The organism is Pseudomonas triticicola (assembly GCF_019145375.1).
Classification (GTDB): Bacteria; Pseudomonadota; Gammaproteobacteria; order Pseudomonadales; family Pseudomonadaceae; genus Aquipseudomonas; species Aquipseudomonas triticicola.
In genome coordinates this window covers 2,035,510-2,056,040 of the sequence record NZ_JAHSTX010000001.1, presented here as the reverse complement: position 1 = coordinate 2,056,040, position 20,531 = coordinate 2,035,510, and the positions used below count along the sequence as shown (strand labels likewise).

The window sequence follows — 20,531 nt, the reverse complement described above, 5'->3', positions numbered from 1 at the left end:
GGATTTGTCATGGCAGAGCTCCGTCATCAATATTCATCAGTTCCTGTAAACCTGGCACATAAGGCTTCGCTGATCGAACAACATTGGAGTCCCAGGGTTGTGGCAGAGATGAATGACTACCAGTTCAAGGTTGTGCGAATCGAAGGCGAATTCATCTGGCACTCGCATCCTGAGACCGATGAAGCATTTCTTGTTTTGGAAGGCACCTTGCGCATTGATCTGCTGGAAGGCTGCGTCTATGTGAATCCAGGTGAACTCTATGTGGTACCCCGCGGCGTGGAACATCGCACGGCTGCCCAAGGTGAAGCCAAGCTGATGATGATCGAGCCGCGAGGCATCTTGAACACGGGGCATGAAGATGGCGAAAGAACGGCTTTGAACGACGTCTGGATATAATCCAACGCACATCCTGTGCAATGTCTGCGCAGAGTTGCAATTGCTGACCTGACCAGCAGCTATGAGTTAAAAGCGGATTCTGACTTCTCATGCAAAGATTGTTATGAGAAAGGACCATGGACTTGATTATCGATTTGATAGGTCATCGGATTGGCGTGTTCGTGTTGGACTTAATGAATGACGGCCGTTTCAAGGTAGAGAGTGGTTTAGCATGGGGTTGGGCAGTTGTCGTCGGCGGACTGATTCTGTTATCTCCATTCGCAGCATTCTGGGGTTAAATCTGCAAGTACGAATTAGCCCCGTTATGCAGCTCATCAAATCACAGCGCAGGCGATTGACTGTTCTGTTTCCAAGCCCTGGGAGTCACACCTTCGGTTTGCACAAATGTTCGACTGAAGTGAGACTGATCAAAGAAACCACATTCTAGTGCGATCTCTGCAACCAACAATCTTGACGTCTGAAGCAGCTGCTTGCCCCGTAGAATCCTTTGCTCTCGCATCCATTCTTTGGGTGAGACGAGAGTGCTTTTTTTGAACTGACGAGTGAAATGGCTGCGCGACAGCGCACACGCCTGTGCGATAGCTGCCACGGAGATATGTGCGTCCAGGTTATCGAGCATCAGCTGCTTGGCGCGCTGGATCTGCCAGGGTTTCAATTGTCCGGTTTGTTTAGCCGGATCCTTTTGTGAGGACGCGCATGTTTCCTTGTTCATCCTGATTCCTTTTTCCCATTAGCCGGTTGATCAGCTCAATCCAGCGGTCAGTCGATGGGAAAAATCTAACGGAAGGCGCGACGGGATGGGGGCGCAATTTTGCGCTACTGGAGGCGCAAAAATGCACATTCCCAGTCGCGTTCCCGATGCTAGCCTTTGCCTCCCGACAACTCGAATCGACATCATTCGATTCGTCATCTGCAAGGAGAAAGCAATGGCTGCCTCACAACCGCACGGCAAAAACACCGCTTACTGGGGAGTCTCATGGGAGGAGGGCTACGGCTATCCCCAGGCCAGAAAAGTCGGAAACGAGATCTATATCTCGGGTCAGTTCAACCACGATGAGGAGGGTAATCTCGTTGCTCCCGCGCCCCTGAATAGCGAGGGTAAACCCAGCGATTTCTCGTCGATAGGAGAGCAAATGCGCGCCTCCTACGACAATATCGCCAAGCTGCTCGCGCTCTATGGAGCAACCCTTGATGATGTCGTCGAAGAAACGCTGTACGTATTGGATATGGACGCGGCATTCGCCGTCGTAGGTGATGTGCGCAAAGCCGCATATCGCACTGAGCGGCCACAGTGCGCGAGCAATATCATCGGTGTATCCAGGTTGGCTCAACGTTCACAGCTGATTGAAATTGTCTGCAAAGCTGTCATCGGATCTCGCGCCGACTAAGAGACGCTCCCGGTTTCGCCCTGCGCAACCGGGAGATCCAATTGCCCTTCGATCAAAGGCTTTTGATGCGCTACGGCTGCTGCACAAAAAGTCATGAATGCTTTGACTCTCCATGACTTTCGAATGTCCTGATGCGTAAGCAGCCAGAGCTCGTCCTGTAGTTCGCGCACAACTGGCCCTACGCGTGTTAACCCAGGCGTAATGTCTCCCAGCATGCACGGAAGAAAGCCGTAACCAAGTCCTGCCGCAATGGCGACGCTCGCGGCCGCGACGGAGTCCGTACGATAAGAAATACAGTCGGCGCCGATTCTGTCTTCGACGTAGCTTTTGGCCTTCAGTCCACATAATCCTGCGGAATACGACACCCATCGCTGGCCTTCTGCGAAGGGGGTAGTAGTCGCGTGTTTTATGCTGCCATAAGGCGCCCATGCGATCGAAGCGAGCTTGCGCCCGACGAGACTTTCGGCAGGTTTTTTGGTCGCTCTTACCGCTACGTCAGATTCATCGCGGGCGAGACTTAACGTCTCGTTGCCGACCAGCACCTCGATGGCAATTCCTTCATTAAGCGCCTTGAAGTCGGCGATGATCGGTGTGAGGAAATACAAAAGCAGGGAGTCGCTGGTAGTGATCCGAAGCTTTCCCTGTGGCCCTTGACCTGCCCGAGAAACCCGACGTGTAACGCTGACGATATCAAGCTCGACGCGTTCGGCGAGCGCCCTTAACTCGATGCCTTCTGGCGTGAGCATGTACCCAGAGCGACGGTGGTCAAATAGGGCGACCCCAAGTGTCTTTTCCACTTGAGCCACGCGACGCGATACGGTGGATACATTGATCCCCAACCGTTTCGCTGTCGTGGCTCTATTACCGCATTCGCTTAGCGTTTTGATGATTCGCAAGTCGTCCCAAGAAAGCTGACTTACAGCATCGCTTAAATTCTGGGTGACGCCGGTTGGTACGGGCGGAGTGGTTGAAGCTTTTTTTGATGACGGTTTCACGCCAAGCATCCCAAACTTAGATTGCTCATCATACGAAATGGCTGGAGGTGAACCAAGAAATCGCGTGCACAAGCAGACTTTGCCCAAGCATTCTGATTGAACAAGGTGTCAGTCGGTGGGGTGGCGAAGGTCGGATTTTTGCTATTGGCCGATTTCGGCCCAAAGCGGTCATCCTTTGTGCAAGAGGTGTTTGGGATCTGGGCCAGGAAAAATCGATGTTATGAAAGCGGGCATAACGGACGCGCCTATGAAGATGGATGCCATTGGCCGAAGACGTACTCTCGCCAAAATTGGTTTCACTCATAAGCAAACTGATCAATCAACCCCAGACGAGGAACACGTGTATCGGGCCGCAACAAAGCGCCAGGAGCAATCACAGCGTTTGCGCCAATCTTGCAGCCGTCACCCACCAGCGCTCCAAACTTGCTGACGCCTGTTTCGATCACCTGATCTTCGTGGCGGATCTTGATATCGGCTCCGTCCAGTTCGTTACGGTAGTTGGCGATGATCGCGCCGGCTTCAATATTTACCGCTTCGCCAATCAATGAGTCGCCGACGAAGTTGAAGTGGGCAAGCTTGCTGCCATCGAGCATGAAGGTACTTTTCAGCTCACAGCTGGGGCCAACGATGCAGTTTCTGCCGAGATACACACCACCGCGAAGATAAGCGCCCGCCGCCACGAAACAGCCCTCGCCGATGAAGATTGCGCCTTTGAGAACGGCGCCTTGCTCAACGATGGCGGTTTCATGGATCGCACAATAGTCGTGGCGCCGGTATCCCGGGCCGAGCGTTTCAAGCAATTTCAGAATCCGGCTCTCGCAACCCTGAACCACCGCCCAAGGGGCAGCGGAGTCCACGCCCAGTAATGGCCATTGAGCGATGTAATCTTCGATTTTTGGCGATTTCATAAGAGTCTCCCGAATAAGTGAGAGTGGGGCGTGGGTGGACTGTCGACGACTTGAACGACTCGCTATGCCTGCCAGTCGTACCTGTACAAGCATTTTCAAGGTACGGCGCAATGGATAAGACAATCACCGTGGATCAACTGACAACCACTGATCTTGGATCAATCAACGAGATATGGCTCGGCGGGACCCATACCCAGTTATGCCTATGGCGTGCTGAACAAGTCTTCACCCACGAAATGCTCAGTGAGGGGACCCATGACCAAAATGTTCGACGCCTGTGCTTGCAGTTGGTTGACCCTGACGATCGAGACGCAGTGGCCCGTGTTGAGGCGGTAGCGCGCGAACGACTCGAAGAAATGGGCAAGCAGGGAGAGTTTTACCCGGCCGAGGCGGCGGACACTCGTCAATAGTTACTGCGCATCTGATGAAAAGCGCTGCTGCTAAAGCAGCGCCTCAAGCGGGCTCTTCAACCCTGCGCACATCCCCCAACGAATCACGCTGCATCGATTGCAAATTCTTTTCGATGGTTTCGCACAGCGCTTCCATTTGAATCTGGTGTTCGCTGTGGCGAAACGGGCTTTGCAGATCGGTGCCGATGCGTTCGATGGCCAGCAGCATGAACCCGACCACGGTCGACGCCAGCGGCGTGAACCAGCCGAGGGATTCCACTAGACCTATCGGGACGATCAGGCAGAACAGCGAAATGAACAACCGTGGGAAATACACATAAGGGTAGGGCAGCGGTGTATTGGCGATTCGCTCCATGCCGCCTTGGCTGTTGGACAAGTCCACCAGGGTCGACTCAAGCCGCGCCAGGCGAATACTGTCCAGGTGCCCGGCCTTGTATTCGCGAGCGAGCAGCGTCGCCGAGCCGGTGAGGATATCGTTGGCAAAGTTATTGGTTGTGCCACTGCGGGCGAACTCTTCGGCGGGAATAAAGGCCCGTACCTCGTCGGGACAAGGCTGGCCTTGCAGATGCGCGGCAAGGCAATTCACGTAAGCGACGTGGCGGCGCAACAGCGTCGATTTGACCGGGTTCACCTCGCCACCTGCGTCGTCCAGCAGCGTCAGCACCTGCCGGGCAAAGCTGCGGGAATTGTTGATCATCGACCCCCACAGCGTCCGCGCTTCCCACCAGCGGTTGTAAGCGCTGCTGTTGCGAAAACTGATCAACACGATCAACGCCGAACCGAGCAAGGTCAGCGGCATCAACGGCAGGTTCAGCTTGGCGTTGAGAAACAGCATGAAGTCGACGGTGACGGCGATGTCCCAGAGCAGCAACCAGAACAAAGACCAGCCCACGTAGCCGAGGGTCTTGATGATCAGACGGTATTTTTTGACGATGGCAGCTTTCAAACGGAAACCTCGTGGCGAGCAGTTTGCTTAAACGCTTAAGCTCGGACGATGCCTGGCACCGGCAGTTCCCTGGTGGAGCGGTCAGCCGTCAGTCAGTCTGTAAAGTCTGGCCCTGTGCATGGCGAATGCTTTCGGGAAAATCCTCGTCTCTCGAATGGACCGCGCTACGCTGGGTTTTGCCGCGCCGCCGACAAACTGGCTCGGCGGTCCGCCCGCTCGCCGAGTCGCCATCCCAGCAGCCCCCACAGCAGTGCACACAACGCGCCGACCAGCGCTGCCATGCCTGCACCTTGGCTGAGGGCGTCCAGCGCGCTTTTCGCCCAGGCACTGATGGCATCGCCGGCGCGGTAGACCACTGTGTCGATGAAGTTCTTCGCCTTGTACTTGCTTTCGGCATCGAGCGGGGCAAACAGCATCTCTCGGCCTGGGCGCACGAAGGCGTACTCACCGATGCGGCGCACGATCATCAGCGCGGCGATCAGGCCAAAGCTGGGCGCGAAGATCACCCCGATAAACCCCGCGCACATCACCAGCGGCACCATGGCCAACAGCACGCCGACGCCGAGCCTTTGCGCTAGGCGCCCAGTGATGAACAGCTGACAGAGCAGGGCGCCCGCCTGCACGACAAAGTCGATGATGCCGAACACGCGCACCTGCGCCTCGCGGTCCGGGAAGTGTTCGGCGACGACGCGTGCCTGCTCGAAGTAAAGGAAGGTGGAGACTGTCGCCAGTAGCACCACAAAACCGCAGATGCCGAGCAGATAGGGTGATTTCAAAACGGCCGTCATACCGCTGAACGGATTGCCCGGCAACGGCCTGCGAGGGCTTTCGCTCGGCGCGGCATCGGGGCGTCCTGCGCCACCCCGTTCACGCCAGCGCATCAGCTGGCGCTTGAACCACATCGCAGCGCCGAGCAGAACAGCGGCCAGCAGCATCAGGCCGGACTCGCCCAGCGGACCGATCAGCAAGGCGCTCAGCGCAGGGCCACTCAGGCCGCCGACGCTGGCGCCCGCCGCGATGAACGCGAACAGACGTTTGGCCTGGGCACTGTCGAATACATCGGCCATCAGGCTCCAGGCGACCGATACGACAAACAGGTTGTAGACCGATATCCACACGTAAAACACGCGCGCCAGCCACGGGCTTTCCTCGCCCAGGAACAAGGCGGCGAACAACAGCAGATTGGTGCAGAAGAATCCGTATACCCAGTCCACGAAATGCAGGCGCGGTACGTGTGCGCTGAGCCAGGCGAACAGCGGAACGGCCGCCAGCATGACCAGGAAGGTCGCGGTGAACAGCCACTGCAAGTTCTCGACGCCGGCAGAGATGCCCATCGATTCGCGGATCGGACGGAGCATGAAATAGCCGGCGAACAGGCAAACGAACAGCAGAAAACCGTTGAGCGCAGGGCGCAGCTCGTCAGCCTCGGCATTGATGATGGCGCCGGCGCGGTGGGCGAGAAGAGACGTATCCATGTTGCGCTCCTGTGGGAGTGGCGGGGCAATGGCACGGGGCCTGCCCGTGCTGGGCGGTCAGCGGTAGGTGACGCCGGTCAGTCGCTCGGAGAGTTGCCACAGTGTGGCCGAATTCGAGCGATCGGCAGCGGCCGGCGGCATCTTGGCGAAGCCCAGCGGCCCGCGCTTTTCGTTATCACCGGTAGGGCCGTAGTAGGCGCCGCCAACCGCCTCCAGCGCCGTCGCCGCATATAAGGTGGGCAGCGCGCCCTGCGCTGCGGAATGATACCTGTCCCGCTCTACTGCCCATTGTTTGCCGAATTCACTGTCCAGGCCAGGCCCACGGGCGATCAGTTCGGTCACGGCAACGCCGGGGTGCGCGGCGATGCTGCGTATCCCCCAACCGGCGGCATCGCTGCGCTGCTGCAGCTCAATACTCCACTTCAGAACCGCCAGTTTCGATTGGCTGTAGCTGGCGAAAGGGTCGTAACTGCGCTCAGCCTGCAGGTCATCGAAGTTCAGGCTTGCGCGCCCGGCGGCGATGCTCGACAGGCTGACCACCCGACCATCGTCGCTTTTGCGTAGCAGGGGCATCAGCAGGCCGGTCAAGGCGAAATGCCCCAGGTAATTGGTCGCCAGTTGCATCTCGTAGCCATCGGCGGAAACGCCTCGAACAGGCGGCGACATGATCGCAGCATTGTTAATCAGCACGTCGAGCCTCGGCAGGCGCCCTCGCAGACGGTTGGCGAGGTCGCGCACCGATTGCAGATTGGCAAGGTCCAGCGTTTCGAATTGCACGCGCGCCTTGGGCACGGCTTGCTTGATGTTTGCGATCGCTTCGCGGCCGCGCTCGGCGTTGCGCGCGGCGATGATCACCTCGGCACCGGCGCGCGTCAGGGCCAGCGCGTCTTCATAGCCCATGCCGCTGGTTCCCCCGGTCACCAGCACGATGCGGCCTTTCTGGCTGGGCATATCGTGGGTTGACCAGTCCGGCTTCGGCTCCGTTCGGGAAGTCGCCTGCGCAGCCAGTGTGCCGGCCATCGCAGAAATGGCGAACAGCATTCGGGCGGCCTTGAGAAGGCGTTGGGTCGCAGTATTGCTCGGCGTAGCGGGTGAATGGCTCATCGGAGAAATCTCATTCGCGTGACAGGTTCCCGGTTGGCGGGGGCGAGTGAGCAGTATCGGTGTACGAATGCGCGAGGATAAGTCGGGCATTGGTGGATGGCCCGTACGCTATGGCGTACAGTCAGCCGCCTGCGGAGGAAGCATTCATGCGTAAACCCAACCTTACCGATGTGTCGATATTTGCTGCGGTGGTCGAGGCGGGGGGATTCCGTGCTGCCGCGCAAAAGCGCGGGCTGTCCGCCTCGTCGCTGAGCGATTGCATGCGCCGGCTGGAAAGCGACCTGGGCGTGCGCCTGCTCAACCGAACCACGCGCAGCGTCACGCCGACGGCCGCCGGCGAGCGATTGCTCGAGCGCCTGCGCCCGGCCTTGCAAGAAATCGACGCCGCTTTCAACGATCTGGACGATGACGCTCAGCGCCCGGTCGGCACGCTAAAGCTCAATGTGCCAGTGCCGGTGGCACGCTTTCTGTTGCCCGACCTGCTGGCGCGTTTTCTGCGCCTTTATCCAGGGGTCAGTGTCGAAGTCGTGATGGACAACGCCTTTGTCGACGTCAACGCTGGCGGATATGACGCCGGCGTGCGCTATGAAGAGAGCCTGGCCAAAGACATGATCGCCGTGCCCATCGGCCCGCGTCGCCAACGCTTCGTTGCAGCCGCCGCCCCGCGCTATCTGGCTGAACGCGGTACGCCCACTCACCCCGAAGAACTGCCGGGCCATGACCTGCTTGGCCATCGGTTCGAGAGTGGCAAAGTCGGCGTATTCGAGTTCCATCGAGACGGCCGTATCGTACGTATCCCGCCTCAGGGGCAACTGCTGACGTCGTCGCACGATCTGAAAATTCGCTCGGCCATCAACGGGCTGGGCATCGTCTATACCTTCGAGGACTTCCTGCGCGAGCCGCTCTCCGATGGTCGACTGGTGCCGATTCTCGAGGACTGGTGGCAGGCTTTCGACGGCCCGTTTCTTTACTACCACGGCCGCCGCCACATGCCTTCGCCGCTGAGGGCGTTTGTGGATTTTTTGCGGGGGGAAGGGCGGATTGCGGAGAGTTCAGGTGTTTGAAGCGCTGTTTCGTGAGGTCAATGCATGGTCTGCTAGCAAGGCGCCCATGGCGATGGTAGCAATCGGCCAATAGCTGCCGCTCCAAAACGACAGACGAAAGCCCCCCTTTCTATCTGAGGGATCGAATAATTGTTGGAATTTGATCGTAGCTATCAACCCAGATCACGTTTATACCCAATGCATTCGCGTCCTGCTCCTCCAATAGGCGTGCAAGATCGTCAAGCACATCATCAGCGGATCCGAATCGAGGGACCTTTTTGAGGATGTAGTGGGTAACAGACTTGTCCGGATTTTTTCTCCAAGCTACATCCAGCAGACGGCGCATATTTGGATCGGTGAGGCTAATTCCAACGAACAGGCACGTATTGTGAGTGAGTTTATTTAATTGAATCAGATTCGACCAACTGAATGGATCGATAAACTGACCGTGGTAGGCATCTTCGCTAAAAACGATGTCATTATCGCTGGGGATCTTCCCGGTCCTAGGAAGATACCCATGAACGTGATAAACGGGTAGCTCGTTGGGATCATGTTTGATTGCTTCAGTATAGATCGCACGGCTTTTTACATTCGCGGCGGAAAGACTTTCCTCGATCAGCGCGTCAAAGTTAAATGTAATGATGGAGTCGAGTGGCTTGCCGTCACGCTGTGGTCGAGAAACATCAACGATCGCGTCGATTAGATCGCACGTGGTTGGGTTTTTCCGATAGAGAGCATCCCGAACCTGTTTGCCAAAATCATTACCCAGGTTGTTTTTAAGATACTTTCCAAGTATCAGCGATGAAGCACCGTGGCGCTTGTTGAATTCCTCTGCTGCATTGAAGCCCAAATTCAGCGAATGATTTTTTGAAAGGCGTTCGATCATAGATTTGAGGAGGCTCAAAAGAAGCTCACTCCAAACCGGTATTCCCGCTTCAACCGAAGTTCCTGCGCCACAAACAAGTGTCAAGCGGCCAGACTTCAAAGCTGCTCCTAAGTTAGCAATCTGCGAAGTGTGAGTGTCATTACGCTTTTGGGGCGACCGACGTGGCTGCGCAATATCTTTGCGTTTAACGACATCTAAAGATTGTACAAGCGAGGTGAGGCCAGCCTCTAGATCTTTTGTTAAATCAATATAGAGATATTTTGATAGATAGCTCGGAACCGAGCTAGAGTCGATGAGGATTGGAATAACTCTTGATGCACGTTTTGATATTTCGCTCAGAGCAAGTGATGAAAATTCCTGCTGAACCCACTTGGAGCTGAGAGAATTAGCACTGACGACTACCAATACCGCATCAGAAGTTTCAATTCCTTCCTCGATCTTTCGAGAGATGTTGTCGCCAGGCCTAAGCCTGAGGTGATCGATCCATATCTCATGTCCTGCGAGCTTCAACCTGTCGACAATGGCGTCGACCGTGGGCTTGTCTTGGTGGCTATAGCTTACAAATATTCGCATGCACATACCGGCTCGCGTGAGTGGGAGACACATTTAGGGATGCGTCGAATATGTACTTTTTCCGTGCCCCCTCTGTAAGCCATTCAGCAAGGTGCCATCGATGAAGGATGAGAAGAGGTGAGACAGGGCGGAGGTTACGAGGCGATCATCGATATGTCTACAGCGAATCATGGGTAAGTCCGGTTATCTCAGGTTGACCTCAACTCGCGGGGCTATGGCTCAAATGCACTACGTCAGAGATTGCTCTTGGCCGGTTTTCGCCCGTCGCGAAGGGCCGCGTCCGACCCTTTGCAGTGATTCATCTGGTCACTTCAAAACGGTTATATGGAGAGGGTTTTCGCTTAATGGAAGCCGGTCTGCATCAGACCACTTCACATTGAATAATAGCGCTAATGGCAATGTGCTCTATAGTGACTGAGTCATCCGGAAAGGGAGGTCAAAATGGCCGCGCATAGTGATGCAACAGGTTATCTTTTGGCTCACCGAGATTCGGTGAAAGAGGAGTGGTTTCACGCGGTGTGTGAAGCTGCAATCAACTCAGACGGAGGCAACCTATCTCCAGACGAGCTTGAGCGCCTCTGGAGGCTGTTTTGCGGGCGAGAAACCTTTGCACCTGCGGCAGCTACTCCCCCAGTGCTGAAAGCAAATGCACGCGACGCAATCCAACCGTTTCATCTGGAGAGTCTGTCGGACTTCTCTGGATTTAAGAAATTAGGCGGGATGCTAAGGTTGGATCTATCGAAGCGTATAACACTAGTGTTTGGGCGGAATGGCGCCGGGAAATCGAGCATATGCCAGGCATTTAAAATCCTGGCAAATCCTGAGAAACCGAAAGAGCCCCTGAATAATGTTCGTTCTTCTAGCAAGGTTCTGCCGTCCTTTAGCTATAAGCTACGGGGCGGTTCTGTACAAAATTGGACAGAGCTGGACGGTTTTGGTGGCCAGGCTCAGGCTCTGAAATATTTTGACTCCGCAGTTGCATACAAACACGTCAATAGCTCTATCTCACCAGAAGCTGTCGTAGAGTTAAGTGCGTTCCGATTAGAGTGCTTCGATTATGCACGTGAGTATTTAAAGCAGTTTCAGGCTTACGGCGGATCTAAAATTGCGGAGTACCGGCAGGATGCCGATAGGAAGATTGCCGAAATTAAGCTGGCCGCTCATGCAGTTATAGATACAAATGCTGGGGTATTTAAGGATTGGAGTGCAACCAATTGCGAACCAATGCTTTCTTGGATAGGGATGGTGAGCTTTGGTGAAGAAAAGCGCCTGCAAAAGGCAGACAAGCAGGCGCGGGTAGAGCAGCTTAAGGGTGCGACGAGCGCGGAGGGGCAACAAGCCCTCGCTCTGAGGAAAAGCCTGCTAGGCCAAGTTAAACAGTCATTGGCAAACTTCGTTCAGCAGTGCGGAGGTTTTTCATACTCTGCCTACACTCAGATTCTGCTTTCAATCCAGCAAAAGCAGGCTGCAAGCATTGAGCTTGCAGGTGCTGTATTTTCCAACGACCTGGATGTGGCAGGCCAGCAGAAGCTTCTCTCCGCAGCTGCTGCGTTGCGGCCATTTGTTCCTGCCGAAAACTGCCCGCTGTGCCGTCAGACATTAGAGGATGATGCTAAGGCACTCTTTCTAGCCTTCCATAATCACTTGATTTCAACGGTTCAAACGGAGCTAAACGCTCTAAATGCTAAACAGCAGGCTGAGCACTCTAGGAAAAGATTGATCGAGGGCTTCGCAGAGATAAATTACTCACAATATTCGAATGTATTGAATGCCGATTTCTTGCGTGCAGCCTCGGATCTGATCACCTCAGTCAAAGCCTCATTGCAGGTACCTCTAATTGATCAGGCTACGCTTGATGCTTACTCTCGTTACGCCGAGCTGAATGCTTATATCGAAGCGGTTAATACAGAGTATAACAAGGCTGACTCAGCTTTGACGTTAGCGTCGAATGGGTTGCAAGCGCTGAACGAGGAGATTTCAAAGCTCACAACAGAAATTGGTGTACTGAGCATCGATGAAACCGCATCTTCCGTGCGCCCTCAAATCGAGGCGATTTGCCAAAACGCGATTTCTTTTGCTGGCGTCGCCAATGTGGTGGAGTCCTACAACTTCACATCACGCCTGTCCGCACTGACCGCGCGAAAGAAGGATGCGCACACAGCGCTCGTTCTAGGTTCGTTTGTACCATATTTGGATGGAGAGTATCGCCGTCTATGTGGTGCCTCGCTGGAGCAAGTTGGTGTCCGCTTGGCCAACCAAGGAGCTGATGCGATAGTTCTTCCGAAAATCGGAGATGAGCTGGTGCATCGCGTGCTGAGCGAAGGCGAGCTTAAGGTTCACGCACTTGCCCTGTTCATGTGTGAGGCGAGCGTCGCACCGCACCAAGTCCTGATACTGGATGATCCAGTCACCAGCTTTGACTACAACTATATCTCTAATTTTTGTGAGCGCCTGCGTGACTACGCGAAGGATAATGCACAGTCACAACTGATCGTATTGACACACAATTGGGACTTCTTTGCGAACCTCCAGAATACGTTAAATGGTTCAGGCCTGAGTGGCGCCTTCTCCGTGCAGGTGCTGGAAGACTGTGCGACGGTATCTGAGTACGTAGAGAAATGGGAGGAGTTATGTGGGCAAATTGATAGCTACATTGACCCACAAGTCGAGGTCAGTCCTGATGAAAAATCCAAGCTTTCTGCTCTGCTAAGACGCTTGGTGGAGAGGTTAACGAACTCCTATGTATTCAATGAGCAACGTCACCAGTACAAAATCAGAACGTTGCAGGTTTCCAACTTTAAGGACTTCGTGAAGTTGGTGCCATTGCTTCCGGCAGAGGCGGACAGACTCAAGGATTTATACGCTAATCTGAGCCCGCTTGAGCATGATGATGTGCGCAACTATTACTCCACCAAATCCATCTACCAATTTGGCACTTGGTACGATGAGATTAAATCGATAAAGAGTGCAGTTGAGGAACGGCGCAACTAACACGCTACACCTTTAGCAAAGGGCAATGCGGCGTTATCTATTGGACAGTCACCCGCATCAGAAAGGGCGCGGCCAAGAGGAATTAGTACCCAGAGCTAGCTTGCACGGTTGTGGGGGCGAACTGAACTTAGCGTGCTGGGCGCTTGGGCATAGAAGTGATCAGGTCATTGACGGATGTCCGCTAATGGCCCAAAGCCGACACTCTACTGGCGTAATATCTTGCAGCCTCTCGCAAGCAGATCCTTCAGTCCATCTTGGTGGGCTTATTCATTCACCATCGCCCGCTTCAAGCGGAATTCGCCTGATAACGTCGTCATAAGGCACCAGGTCCAGAAAGGCAGTGACCTCAACTGCCTGCAAATTTCGCATGCGCATGATCCATACGTAGCTGTTGCGATAAGGCACGCCGTCAGCTGCGGTGGCGGTGCCGTCCCAGTGCACGACGACGTCATCGCCTTCAGCCCAGATATCCGTCACCGTCGGGCGAACGGGCGAGGCGAGCCGTTTTGCGAAGGGTTGGACTGCGCGTTTCAGAAAGTCATCTCGGCCGCGATAAGTTCCCGCCGAAGGGCTCGTCCCCTTGATTGTCCAGATCACATCGGGAGACAGGACATCTGTGAAGAACGTCCGGCCGCCCTGAGCCCACTGGTTGAACGCTTGCGCGATGAATTGTCGATTGCGTTCCGTAGTCGGTTCGCTGGCCACGGCGGGCGCCGGCCCTGCGATGAGTGTAGTGAGGACCAGTGCTAGCGCTGTAGAGAGGCGTTGAACAAGCGTCATTTCCTGTGCTCCTTAATCTGTCGGATGAGCCCGTCGAGTTGGGTGGGCCGTTGTTGTTATCTGTAAGCCGCTAGTTGCGTTCCCACACGCCGTTGTTCTATATGAGGCATTGGCAAAGAATCGGGCGCGGGTGTGGACGGCAGTATCTCTGGGCCTTATCTGAAGTGTGACTTATGAGCGGAGGAGGGCTGTTGCAGGATCGTCCTGATTTCTTGCTTGATCATCCGATACCAGATGTCTAACCGCCGCATTCCCACGTTATGGAGTTGTGTTTGAATTCCCTTTCAAAGCTTGTCGATATCATTGGTCGTCACGTCCGGGATGACGGCATTCACAGCACCGCGATCCCGGGTATCAGCCTGATTCGCTCGGCTACGCCCACGATGCCTATGCCGGTGGTGTATGAGCCAACGCTCTGCCTTGTCGCCCAAGGACGTAAACAAGCGATGCTGGGTACTACCGCCTATGTTTACGATCCGGCCAAATACCTGATTGCATCGGTAGACCTTCCGGTGATGGGCTCGGTCATCGAGGCGAGTGAGGCTGTTCCCTATCTGTGCCTGGCGCTGGATCTCGATACCACTGTGTTGAGTGAACTTGCGCTGCGCCATCCGTTAATAGAAGAGAGCGTCAGTGCACCGCCGGCAGGCATTACGCTCAACGATACGACTCCAGAACTGCTGGATGCTGCGGTTCGGCTGGCGGGGTTGCTCGACAGGCCTCGGGATATCGAAGCGCTCGCTCCGCTGGTGATTCGCGAAATGCTTTATCGCCTTCTTACCGAAAACGGCAACAGCCTCATCAGGCAGATGGCACAGGCAGACAGCCGTTTGAACCAGATTGCCAAGGCCATTGCCTGGCTGCGCAGCCACTACAACGAAGCGTGTCGAATAGATGAACTCGTCGAAATCGCCGGCATGAGCCGTTCTTCGTTTCACACGCATTTCAAGGCGATCACCTCGATGAGCCCGCTGGAGTTTCGCAACCAGTTGCGGCTACAGGAAGCACGTCGGCTGATGGTCACCGAAGCGGTCGACGCCGCAGAGGCGGGATATGCAGTCGGTTACGAAAGTCCTTCGCAGTTCAGTCGGGACTACGCCCGTCTGTTCGGCATGCCACCAGCGAAAGACGCCTGGCGGCTGCGCACGGACATTTGTGGAATTTGAATCCAGCGCTTTTCGTCGCGCAGAAAAAAACGAGGCCGCATTTGCGGCCTCGTTTTCAATGTGTTCCGGACTACTGTTTGACGCTCAGGTAATCGCCGGTCGTGGCTGGATGACGACTCGTCGCCGTGAGAACGATGGACGTTCTCAGCGATCTGCCAGACTGGCTGCCCCGAGGTGACTGACAACGAATAGGTATGCCCGGCCCAGGCCATGAACATGGCGGAAGCAAGCGCGATTACTACTATGGTTGTCAATGTTTTGCTGTACATGGTGTTAAAGGTTTCAACTCGTCGACAGGGCGCTCAAGCGATTTGCCTAATCCCCCCTGGGGGGATAGGATGCCAGCGATTCATCGAGCCCTGAGACTCAACTCATGAGTGAACACGAACACGACCACAGCCATCCCCACACCCACCAAAGTCATGAGGCGATCATCAAACGCCTCAAACGGGCGGACGGGCATTTGCGCGGCATCATCACCATGATCGAAGAAGGGCGTCAGTGCGTGGATATCGCCCAGCAGCTTCATGCGGTCGAGAAAGCGATCTGCCAGGCCAAACGCACGCTCATCCAGGATCACATCGACCACTGCCTCGAAGATACCCTTTCGGCGCTAGGCAATGGCGAGCGCGCACCGCTGGAAGCTTTCAAACAAATCACCAAGTACCTTTAGGTCTGACATGCCCGATTTCGCTGAACTGTTGCAGCAAGGCGGGGCTCACGCCTGGCTGTATTTCCCGAGCGCGATTCTGCTCGGTGCCTTGCATGGGCTTGAACCAGGTCATTCGAAAACCATGATGGCAGCCTTCATCGTGGCCATCCGTGGCTCGGTCAAACAGGCTGTTTTGTTGGGGTTGGCCGCAACGCTTTCGCACACCGCCGTGGTGTGGCTGGTCGCCATCGGCGGCATGTACCTGGGCAAAGGCCTGGATGCGCAAACCACTGAGCCGTATTTCCAGCTTGCTTCCTCTGCACTGATCATCGCGATTGCCCTGTGGATGCTGTGGCGTACCTGGCGCGGTGAGCAGATGTTCAAGTTCGAGCAAAGCGATGATCACCATCACGGCGAACACGACCATGGTCATCATGATGAAACGCACCGAATAGATACCGGCCATGGTCGTGTTGAACTGTCGATCTTCGAGGAAGGCATGCCACCGCACTGGCGCCTGAAGACCTTGAGCGGACACGCCTGGGCAGCCTCGGATGTTCGCCTGACCACGACGCGTCCGGACGGCAGCAGCCAATCGTTCGCGTTCGTCGAGCGTGAAGGCTTTCTGCAGTCGACGGTGGATATTCCGGAACCGCAAGAGTTCAGCGCTCGCTTGAGCCTTGGACATGCCGGGCATTCGCATGATTACGACCTGACGTTCCAGGAGCATGATCACGGGCATGCGCATTCCGAACTCGAAGGCCTGGAGCTGTCGATTGATGGCTATCAGGATGCGCACGAACGTGCTCATGCCAACGACATCCGTAAACGCTTCACCAACCGCGAAGTGACCACGGGTCAGATCGTCATGTTCGGACTGACTGGCGGCCTGATTCCCTGTCCGGCTGCCATCACTGTCCTGTTGCTGTGCTTGCAAGTCAAAGAGGTCGCGCTCGGCGGCATGCTCGTTCTGTGTTTCAGCATCGGCCTCGCGCTGACTTTGGTCACTGTCGGTGCCGCTGCGGCCATCGGTGCCAGGCAGGCTTCCAATCGCTGGCCGTGGCTGGGAACCGTGGCGCGCCGCGCTCCTTATCTGTCCAGCGTGCTGATCATTGGCGTCGGCCTGTATGTCGGCTTTCATGGCTGGATCGGCCTGAGCGCATAAGGCGGGAGTGTTGGTGCTTTTCGTTGCGGCACTCAGTGCCGCCACCTGCCACCATAACCAGCCCGACAAACGACGCCGTGTGGCTGATGTTCGCGCCCAGTGATCCAGCCATCGCAAGCAATCGACCTTTGATCGAATCCTCGGAGAAGTCGCTTGCTCAATGAAGGCACCTGGCCATACGCTGCTCCGCGTGAGACATCTCACAAAGAATAACAACACGAGCATGGAGCAAGCCCTGATGAAACTGTCCGCCATTCTGATTGCCGCAATATTATCGATTACATCCGTTGCTGCCTTTGCGCACAGCGGTGGCACTGACTCGAAGGGTTGCCATCGCAACCACAAGACCAACGACTACCACTGCCACTAAACGGCAAGAGCCCAGCGCAAGGCTGGGCTCTTGTGATGAGCGCGGTGGGGGGCGGGACATAAGCGCACGCCCGACCTTCATCGCTTGTATTTGAAACTCTGCACCTCACCGGTAACAGGGCATTTTCGTTTACTCCACCGGCACGACGTTATCCAACGCCTGATTGACCGCCAGTTCGCCGAGCATTACCACTTGCGCGATACCTTGCAGTGTCTTGCGCGCAGATCCTTCAACCATCCCGATCACATCACTCAACATCACCGAGGCGGAGCCTAGCGATTCGCTGGCGTTGACCAGCAATTCTTCGGTGGCGGTTTTCGGGTTGGCGAGGAACATGCTGCTGGTCTGGTAGGGCGTGGTTTTGAGGGTGTCGGTGGGTTTGAGGTAGTGGTCGAGGGCGCGGTCGGCGGCTTTGTGGAGTTTTTTTGAATCGAGGGATTCGTAGGGGGAGGTTGCGTCTGACTGTGGCGGGTTGGGCGTGACTTTGAACATGGTGAAGCTCCATATGTGACCAAGGGAGCCATCACTCTCGCTACCAAACGAAGGGTGGTGGCCATACGAAGGTTGGTAGACCGGCCCACATGGAAAAACCGGCGCGCTCGAAAACGCCCTGCGCATGGCCACCATAAAACCGATGCGAAAGCATCTGCATAGGATGACGTTATGCGCCATGTGGAAAGCGGGCTACCAAACCCGATCACTGTTTTCAGTGACCGGCCAACGATAGAACCCCGGCCCGAGGCGCACAAGCCGGCGGATTCTGGCGTAGTCGTAGGCAATGGCGCAAGGCGTTGTAGTTTGCTGGAGCAGTCTGGATATCGGTTTTAAACGAGGTGTTTAGGGAATTGGTTTTGGCTGAGGTTTTGTGTTGATCGGGCTGGGGTCTTCGCGAGCAGGCTCGCTCCCACAGGTGTCGAGTTGGCAATGTTTATAGCGTCGTGCCGACAAGCCCCATCACAGATTTTGAACTTTGCTTTCGGCGCCATTTCCATTGTTTGAGGTGACAACCCTCCAGCTCCTCCACACCTGAACCAAGGAATGACCGTGACGGCTCACACTGATAAAACTTCTCTGCGCCGGGCTATCACTTTCCCGATGCTGTTTCTGTTTATTCTCGGCGATGTACTCGGCGCGGGTGTTTACGCACTCGCCGGAACGATCGCGGGGGAGGTGGGCGGCGCGATTTGGGTGCCGCTGCTGATCGCATTGTTCTTCGCCATGTTGACGGCAGGTTCCTACGCGGAGCTGGTGACCAAATATCCCCACGCCGGCGCGGCTTCGGTGTTCGCGGAAAAGGCGTTCAAGTCACCGCTCATTTCCTTCCTGGTCGGTTTCTGCATGCTGGCGGCTGCGGTCACCAGCGCTGCGGGTTTGTCGCTGGCGTTTGCCGGTGATTACTTGAACGCCTTCGTCGACGTATCGCCGCAGATTGCAGCGCTGGTGTTTCTCCTGGCGATCGGCCTGCTCAACGCGCGGGGGATCAAGGAGTCGCTTGGGGCAAACCTGGTGATGACTGTGATTGAGCTGTCCGGGTTGATTCTGGTGATCGTGGCTGCGGTCTGGTATTTCCGCACAGGCGATGCGGATCTGGGGCGGACGCTCACGTTCAAGCCGGGCGTCAGTCCCGTGCTGGCGGTGCTGGGGGCGGCGTTGTTGGCCTTCTATTCTTTCGTAGGCTTCGAAACCTCGGCGAATCTGGCGGAGGAAATCAAGGACGTGCGTAAGGTCTACCCGCGCGCCTTGTTCGCCGCTTTGCTCACCGCTGGTGTGGTTTACATGGCGGTGGGTGTGGCAGCTTCTTCGGTGTTGCCTACCGAGAAGTTGGTCGCCACGTCGGCGCCTTTGCTCGAAGTTGTCCGCGCATCGACCCTCCAAATTCCACCGACACTCTTCTCCTTCATTGCGCTGATCGCTGTCGCCAACGGTGCGCTGTTAACCATGATCATGGCCAGTCGATTGACCTATGGCATGGCCAATCTGGGGCTGTTGCCGGGTGTTTTGGGTGCGGTGCTGCCTGAACGAAAAACCCCTTGGGCTGCCATTGTCGCAACGACCTTGGTCGCCATTGCCCTGACACTTACAGGGACGCTGGCAACGCTGGCAGAGACGGTGGTGTTGCTGTTGCTGTTCGTTTTTCTGAGTACCAATGTGGCGGTGCTGGTTCTTCGTCGTGACAGGGTAGAGGAGGACCACTTTCGCGTGCCGACCTTCGTTCCGGTGCTTGCGATCGTGTCGTGTCTGGTTCTGCTCAGTCAGCAGGGGTGGGAAACGTGGTTGCGCGCGGGGGCGTTGATCATTGTCGGGATGTTGCTGCATGGCTTTTCTCGTATCAATTTTTCCGCGATCAGTAAGGCCGGGTAGTGCAGCAGCTTGGGGAATTGGTGTTGTTTGGGCGGGCGTATTCGCGAGCAGGCTCGCTCCCACAGTGGATGGGTGGTGTTTTTCAGAATGAGTCACACGTTGTCAGTCGGCGGGCGGGTGAGTAAGCTGCCGACATGAATCAGTCCTCAGTTTCCCCATCCTTCCCCGGCCCGCGTGGTCCCGTCGACCACGACATTCGTGATCAGATTGTCGCGGCGGCCAACGAGCATTTCAGCCAGTACGGCTACGCCAAGACCACAGTGTCTGATCTGGCCAAGGCCATCGGTTTCTCCAAGGCATACATCTACAAATTCTTCGATTCCAAACAGGCGATTGGCGAAGCCATCTGCGCGAACTGTCTGGGGCAGATCGTTGCGGCGGTCGAGCAAGCGATCAACGAAGAAGACCTGACGCCCACCGAGCGTTTCCGTCGGCTGGTAAAAACCGTGATCGCCACGGGTGTGAATCTGTTCTTCAACGATCGCAAACTCTACGACATTGCCGCGTTTGCAGCGGGTGAGAACTGGCCAAGTGCGCAGCGTTACGATGCGCAGATCAAACGCTTTATCACCGACATTGTCCGTGAAGGGCGCGAGGCCGGTGAGTTCGAGCGCAGGACGCCGCTGGACGAGACCGTCGAATCGATCCACCTAGCGCTGCGGCCCTTCGTCAATCCACTGATGCTGCAACACAATCTGGATTTCATCGAAGTGGCGCCGACGCTGACTTCGAACCTCATTTTGCGCAGCTTGATGCCTTGACCCTCTGCTGATCCGAATACTCGGATCAGTCGCCCCAACCCCATCCTGTTCCTGACGCAACGACATTTCCGCTGTTCTGATTGTGACTGTTGACTGGTATGGTCACTAGGGCAGCATGGCCGCCGCAGTTTGGTTATTTCAGTGCTGCTTACTGGGTTCTC

At 55.9% G+C, this 20,531-nt stretch carries 20 protein-coding genes; 11 read left to right on the top strand and 9 right to left on the bottom strand.

What is annotated here, in order from left to right; translation table 11 throughout:
- Positions 1 to 9 precede the first annotated feature (9 nt).
- The gene (locus tag KVG85_RS09095) at positions 10 to 396 is read left to right on the top strand and encodes a cupin domain-containing protein (protein WP_217863634.1); all 387 of its coding nucleotides are present in this window, start codon (positions 10 to 12) and stop codon (positions 394 to 396) included.
- Positions 397 to 715: 319 nt separating this feature from the next.
- Here the strand turns inward: KVG85_RS09095 and KVG85_RS09090 are convergent, their stop codons facing one another.
- Complete coding sequence (locus tag KVG85_RS09090) at positions 716 to 1,108, bottom strand: helix-turn-helix domain-containing protein (protein WP_039758866.1); 393 nt, start codon at positions 1,106 to 1,108, stop codon at positions 716 to 718.
- Positions 1,109 to 1,322: 214 nt separating this feature from the next.
- Here KVG85_RS09090 and KVG85_RS09085 point away from each other — a divergent pair, with 214 nt between their 5' ends.
- Positions 1,323 to 1,784: a Rid family hydrolase gene (locus KVG85_RS09085; RefSeq protein ID WP_039759017.1), complete on the top strand. Its 462-nt coding sequence runs from the start codon at positions 1,323 to 1,325 to the stop codon at positions 1,782 to 1,784.
- Here the strand turns inward: KVG85_RS09085 and KVG85_RS09080 are convergent.
- Positions 1,781 to 2,788: a LysR family transcriptional regulator gene (locus tag KVG85_RS09080; RefSeq protein WP_125926186.1), complete on the bottom strand. Its 1,008-nt coding sequence runs from the start codon at positions 2,786 to 2,788 to the stop codon at positions 1,781 to 1,783. The two genes, KVG85_RS09085 and KVG85_RS09080, sit on opposite strands and share 4 nt — an antisense overlap.
- 287 nt (positions 2,789 to 3,075) lie before the next feature.
- Positions 3,076 to 3,687 (bottom strand): LbetaH domain-containing protein, encoded by a 612-nt coding sequence (locus tag KVG85_RS09075; RefSeq protein WP_217863633.1) that lies wholly within the window; start codon positions 3,685 to 3,687, stop codon positions 3,076 to 3,078.
- Between the two features lie 110 nt (positions 3,688 to 3,797).
- Between KVG85_RS09075 and KVG85_RS09070 the strand changes: the two genes are divergently transcribed.
- On the top strand, positions 3,798 to 4,097 hold the full coding sequence (locus KVG85_RS09070) for a hypothetical protein (protein ID WP_217863632.1): 300 nt from the start codon (positions 3,798 to 3,800) through the stop codon (positions 4,095 to 4,097).
- Positions 4,098 to 4,140: 43 nt separating this feature from the next.
- Here KVG85_RS09070 and KVG85_RS09065 read toward each other — a convergent pair whose 3' ends face one another.
- From KVG85_RS09065 to KVG85_RS09055, 3 genes are all read right to left on the bottom strand, one after another.
- Positions 4,141 to 5,043 carry a bestrophin family protein gene (locus tag KVG85_RS09065; protein ID WP_024012629.1) on the bottom strand — a complete coding sequence of 301 codons (903 nt, stop codon included), beginning with the start codon at positions 5,041 to 5,043 and terminating at the stop codon, positions 4,141 to 4,143.
- Between the two features lie 164 nt (positions 5,044 to 5,207).
- Positions 5,208 to 6,518: an NTP/NDP exchange transporter gene (locus KVG85_RS09060; RefSeq protein ID WP_217863631.1), complete on the bottom strand. Its 1,311-nt coding sequence runs from the start codon at positions 6,516 to 6,518 to the stop codon at positions 5,208 to 5,210.
- 57 nt (positions 6,519 to 6,575) lie between these two features.
- The gene (locus KVG85_RS09055; protein ID WP_217863630.1) at positions 6,576 to 7,622 is read right to left on the bottom strand and encodes an SDR family oxidoreductase; all 1,047 of its coding nucleotides are present in this window, start codon (positions 7,620 to 7,622) and stop codon (positions 6,576 to 6,578) included.
- Positions 7,623 to 7,768: 146 nt separating this feature from the next.
- On the opposite strand from KVG85_RS09055, the gene KVG85_RS09050 reads away from it, so the two are divergent.
- Complete coding sequence (locus tag KVG85_RS09050; protein ID WP_217863629.1) at positions 7,769 to 8,686, top strand: LysR family transcriptional regulator; 918 nt, start codon at positions 7,769 to 7,771, stop codon at positions 8,684 to 8,686.
- A 109-nt stretch (positions 8,687 to 8,795) separates the two neighbouring features.
- On the opposite strand, the gene KVG85_RS09045 is transcribed toward KVG85_RS09050, so the two are convergent.
- Positions 8,796 to 10,124, bottom strand: coding sequence for a TIR domain-containing protein (locus KVG85_RS09045; RefSeq protein ID WP_217863628.1), 1,329 nt, complete (start codon positions 10,122 to 10,124; stop codon positions 8,796 to 8,798).
- Positions 10,125 to 10,565: 441 nt separating this feature from the next.
- Here KVG85_RS09045 and KVG85_RS09040 point away from each other — a divergent pair, with 441 nt between their 5' ends.
- Positions 10,566 to 13,115 carry an AAA family ATPase gene (locus KVG85_RS09040; RefSeq protein ID WP_217863627.1) on the top strand — a complete coding sequence of 850 codons (2,550 nt, stop codon included), beginning with the start codon at positions 10,566 to 10,568 and terminating at the stop codon, positions 13,113 to 13,115.
- Between the two features lie 267 nt (positions 13,116 to 13,382).
- Here KVG85_RS09040 and KVG85_RS09035 read toward each other — a convergent pair whose 3' ends face one another.
- Entirely contained in the window at positions 13,383 to 13,895 is a 513-nt protein-coding gene (locus tag KVG85_RS09035) for a nuclear transport factor 2 family protein (protein ID WP_217863626.1), read from the bottom strand.
- 272 nt (positions 13,896 to 14,167) lie between these two features.
- On the opposite strand from KVG85_RS09035, the gene KVG85_RS09030 reads away from it, so the two are divergent.
- The 4 genes from KVG85_RS09030 (at position 14,168) to KVG85_RS26135 (ending at position 17,248) form a co-directional block, all read left to right on the top strand.
- Positions 14,168 to 15,061 (top strand): AraC family transcriptional regulator, encoded by an 894-nt coding sequence (locus KVG85_RS09030; protein ID WP_217863625.1) that lies wholly within the window; start codon positions 14,168 to 14,170, stop codon positions 15,059 to 15,061.
- A 373-nt stretch (positions 15,062 to 15,434) separates the two neighbouring features.
- Positions 15,435 to 15,734, top strand: coding sequence for a metal-sensing transcriptional repressor (locus tag KVG85_RS09025; protein ID WP_122601586.1), 300 nt, complete (start codon positions 15,435 to 15,437; stop codon positions 15,732 to 15,734).
- A gap of 7 nt (positions 15,735 to 15,741) precedes the next feature.
- On the top strand, positions 15,742 to 16,878 hold the full coding sequence (locus KVG85_RS09020; protein WP_217863624.1) for a nickel/cobalt efflux protein RcnA: 1,137 nt from the start codon (positions 15,742 to 15,744) through the stop codon (positions 16,876 to 16,878).
- Between the two features lie 160 nt (positions 16,879 to 17,038).
- Positions 17,039 to 17,248, top strand: coding sequence for a YHYH domain-containing protein (locus KVG85_RS26135; RefSeq protein ID WP_367615309.1), 210 nt, complete (start codon positions 17,039 to 17,041; stop codon positions 17,246 to 17,248).
- Positions 17,249 to 17,377: 129 nt separating this feature from the next.
- On the opposite strand, the gene KVG85_RS09010 is transcribed toward KVG85_RS26135, so the two are convergent.
- Positions 17,378 to 17,740, bottom strand: a complete 363-nt coding sequence (locus KVG85_RS09010; RefSeq protein ID WP_136493562.1) for a DUF6124 family protein — start codon at positions 17,738 to 17,740, stop codon at positions 17,378 to 17,380.
- A 546-nt stretch (positions 17,741 to 18,286) separates the two neighbouring features.
- On the opposite strand from KVG85_RS09010, the gene KVG85_RS09005 reads away from it, so the two are divergent.
- Both KVG85_RS09005 and KVG85_RS09000 read left to right on the top strand, forming a co-directional pair.
- Positions 18,287 to 19,609: an APC family permease gene (locus tag KVG85_RS09005; protein ID WP_225926659.1), complete on the top strand. Its 1,323-nt coding sequence runs from the start codon at positions 18,287 to 18,289 to the stop codon at positions 19,607 to 19,609.
- A 134-nt stretch (positions 19,610 to 19,743) separates the two neighbouring features.
- On the top strand, positions 19,744 to 20,370 hold the full coding sequence (locus tag KVG85_RS09000) for a TetR/AcrR family transcriptional regulator (RefSeq protein WP_016774383.1): 627 nt from the start codon (positions 19,744 to 19,746) through the stop codon (positions 20,368 to 20,370).
- The last annotated feature ends 161 nt before the right edge of the window (positions 20,371 to 20,531 follow it).

Bases quoted from the DNA above. Each gene is read 5' to 3' on its own strand.
- KVG85_RS09095 (WP_217863634.1), top strand. From the start codon at position 10: ATGGCAGAGCTCCGTCATCAATATTCATCAGTTCCTGTAAACCTGGCA.
- KVG85_RS09090 (WP_039758866.1), bottom strand. From the start codon at position 1,108: ATGAACAAGGAAACATGCGCGTCCTCACAAAAGGATCCGGCTAAACAA.
- KVG85_RS09085 (WP_039759017.1), top strand. From the start codon at position 1,323: ATGGCTGCCTCACAACCGCACGGCAAAAACACCGCTTACTGGGGAGTC.
- KVG85_RS09080 (WP_125926186.1), bottom strand. From the start codon at position 2,788: ATGCTTGGCGTGAAACCGTCATCAAAAAAAGCTTCAACCACTCCGCCC.
- KVG85_RS09075 (WP_217863633.1), bottom strand. From the start codon at position 3,687: ATGAAATCGCCAAAAATCGAAGATTACATCGCTCAATGGCCATTACTG.
- KVG85_RS09070 (WP_217863632.1), top strand. From the start codon at position 3,798: ATGGATAAGACAATCACCGTGGATCAACTGACAACCACTGATCTTGGA.
- KVG85_RS09060 (WP_217863631.1), bottom strand. From the start codon at position 6,518: ATGGATACGTCTCTTCTCGCCCACCGCGCCGGCGCCATCATCAATGCC.
- KVG85_RS09055 (WP_217863630.1), bottom strand. From the start codon at position 7,622: ATGAGCCATTCACCCGCTACGCCGAGCAATACTGCGACCCAACGCCTT.
- KVG85_RS09050 (WP_217863629.1), top strand. From the start codon at position 7,769: ATGCGTAAACCCAACCTTACCGATGTGTCGATATTTGCTGCGGTGGTC.
- KVG85_RS09045 (WP_217863628.1), bottom strand. From the start codon at position 10,124: ATGCGAATATTTGTAAGCTATAGCCACCAAGACAAGCCCACGGTCGAC.
- KVG85_RS09040 (WP_217863627.1), top strand. From the start codon at position 10,566: ATGGCCGCGCATAGTGATGCAACAGGTTATCTTTTGGCTCACCGAGAT.
- KVG85_RS09035 (WP_217863626.1), bottom strand. From the start codon at position 13,895: ATGACGCTTGTTCAACGCCTCTCTACAGCGCTAGCACTGGTCCTCACT.
- KVG85_RS09025 (WP_122601586.1), top strand. From the start codon at position 15,435: ATGAGTGAACACGAACACGACCACAGCCATCCCCACACCCACCAAAGT.
- KVG85_RS09020 (WP_217863624.1), top strand. From the start codon at position 15,742: ATGCCCGATTTCGCTGAACTGTTGCAGCAAGGCGGGGCTCACGCCTGG.
- KVG85_RS26135 (WP_367615309.1), top strand. From the start codon at position 17,039: ATGAAGGCACCTGGCCATACGCTGCTCCGCGTGAGACATCTCACAAAG.
- KVG85_RS09010 (WP_136493562.1), bottom strand. From the start codon at position 17,740: ATGTTCAAAGTCACGCCCAACCCGCCACAGTCAGACGCAACCTCCCCC.
- KVG85_RS09005 (WP_225926659.1), top strand. From the start codon at position 18,287: ATGACCGTGACGGCTCACACTGATAAAACTTCTCTGCGCCGGGCTATC.
- KVG85_RS09000 (WP_016774383.1), top strand. From the start codon at position 19,744: ATGAATCAGTCCTCAGTTTCCCCATCCTTCCCCGGCCCGCGTGGTCCC.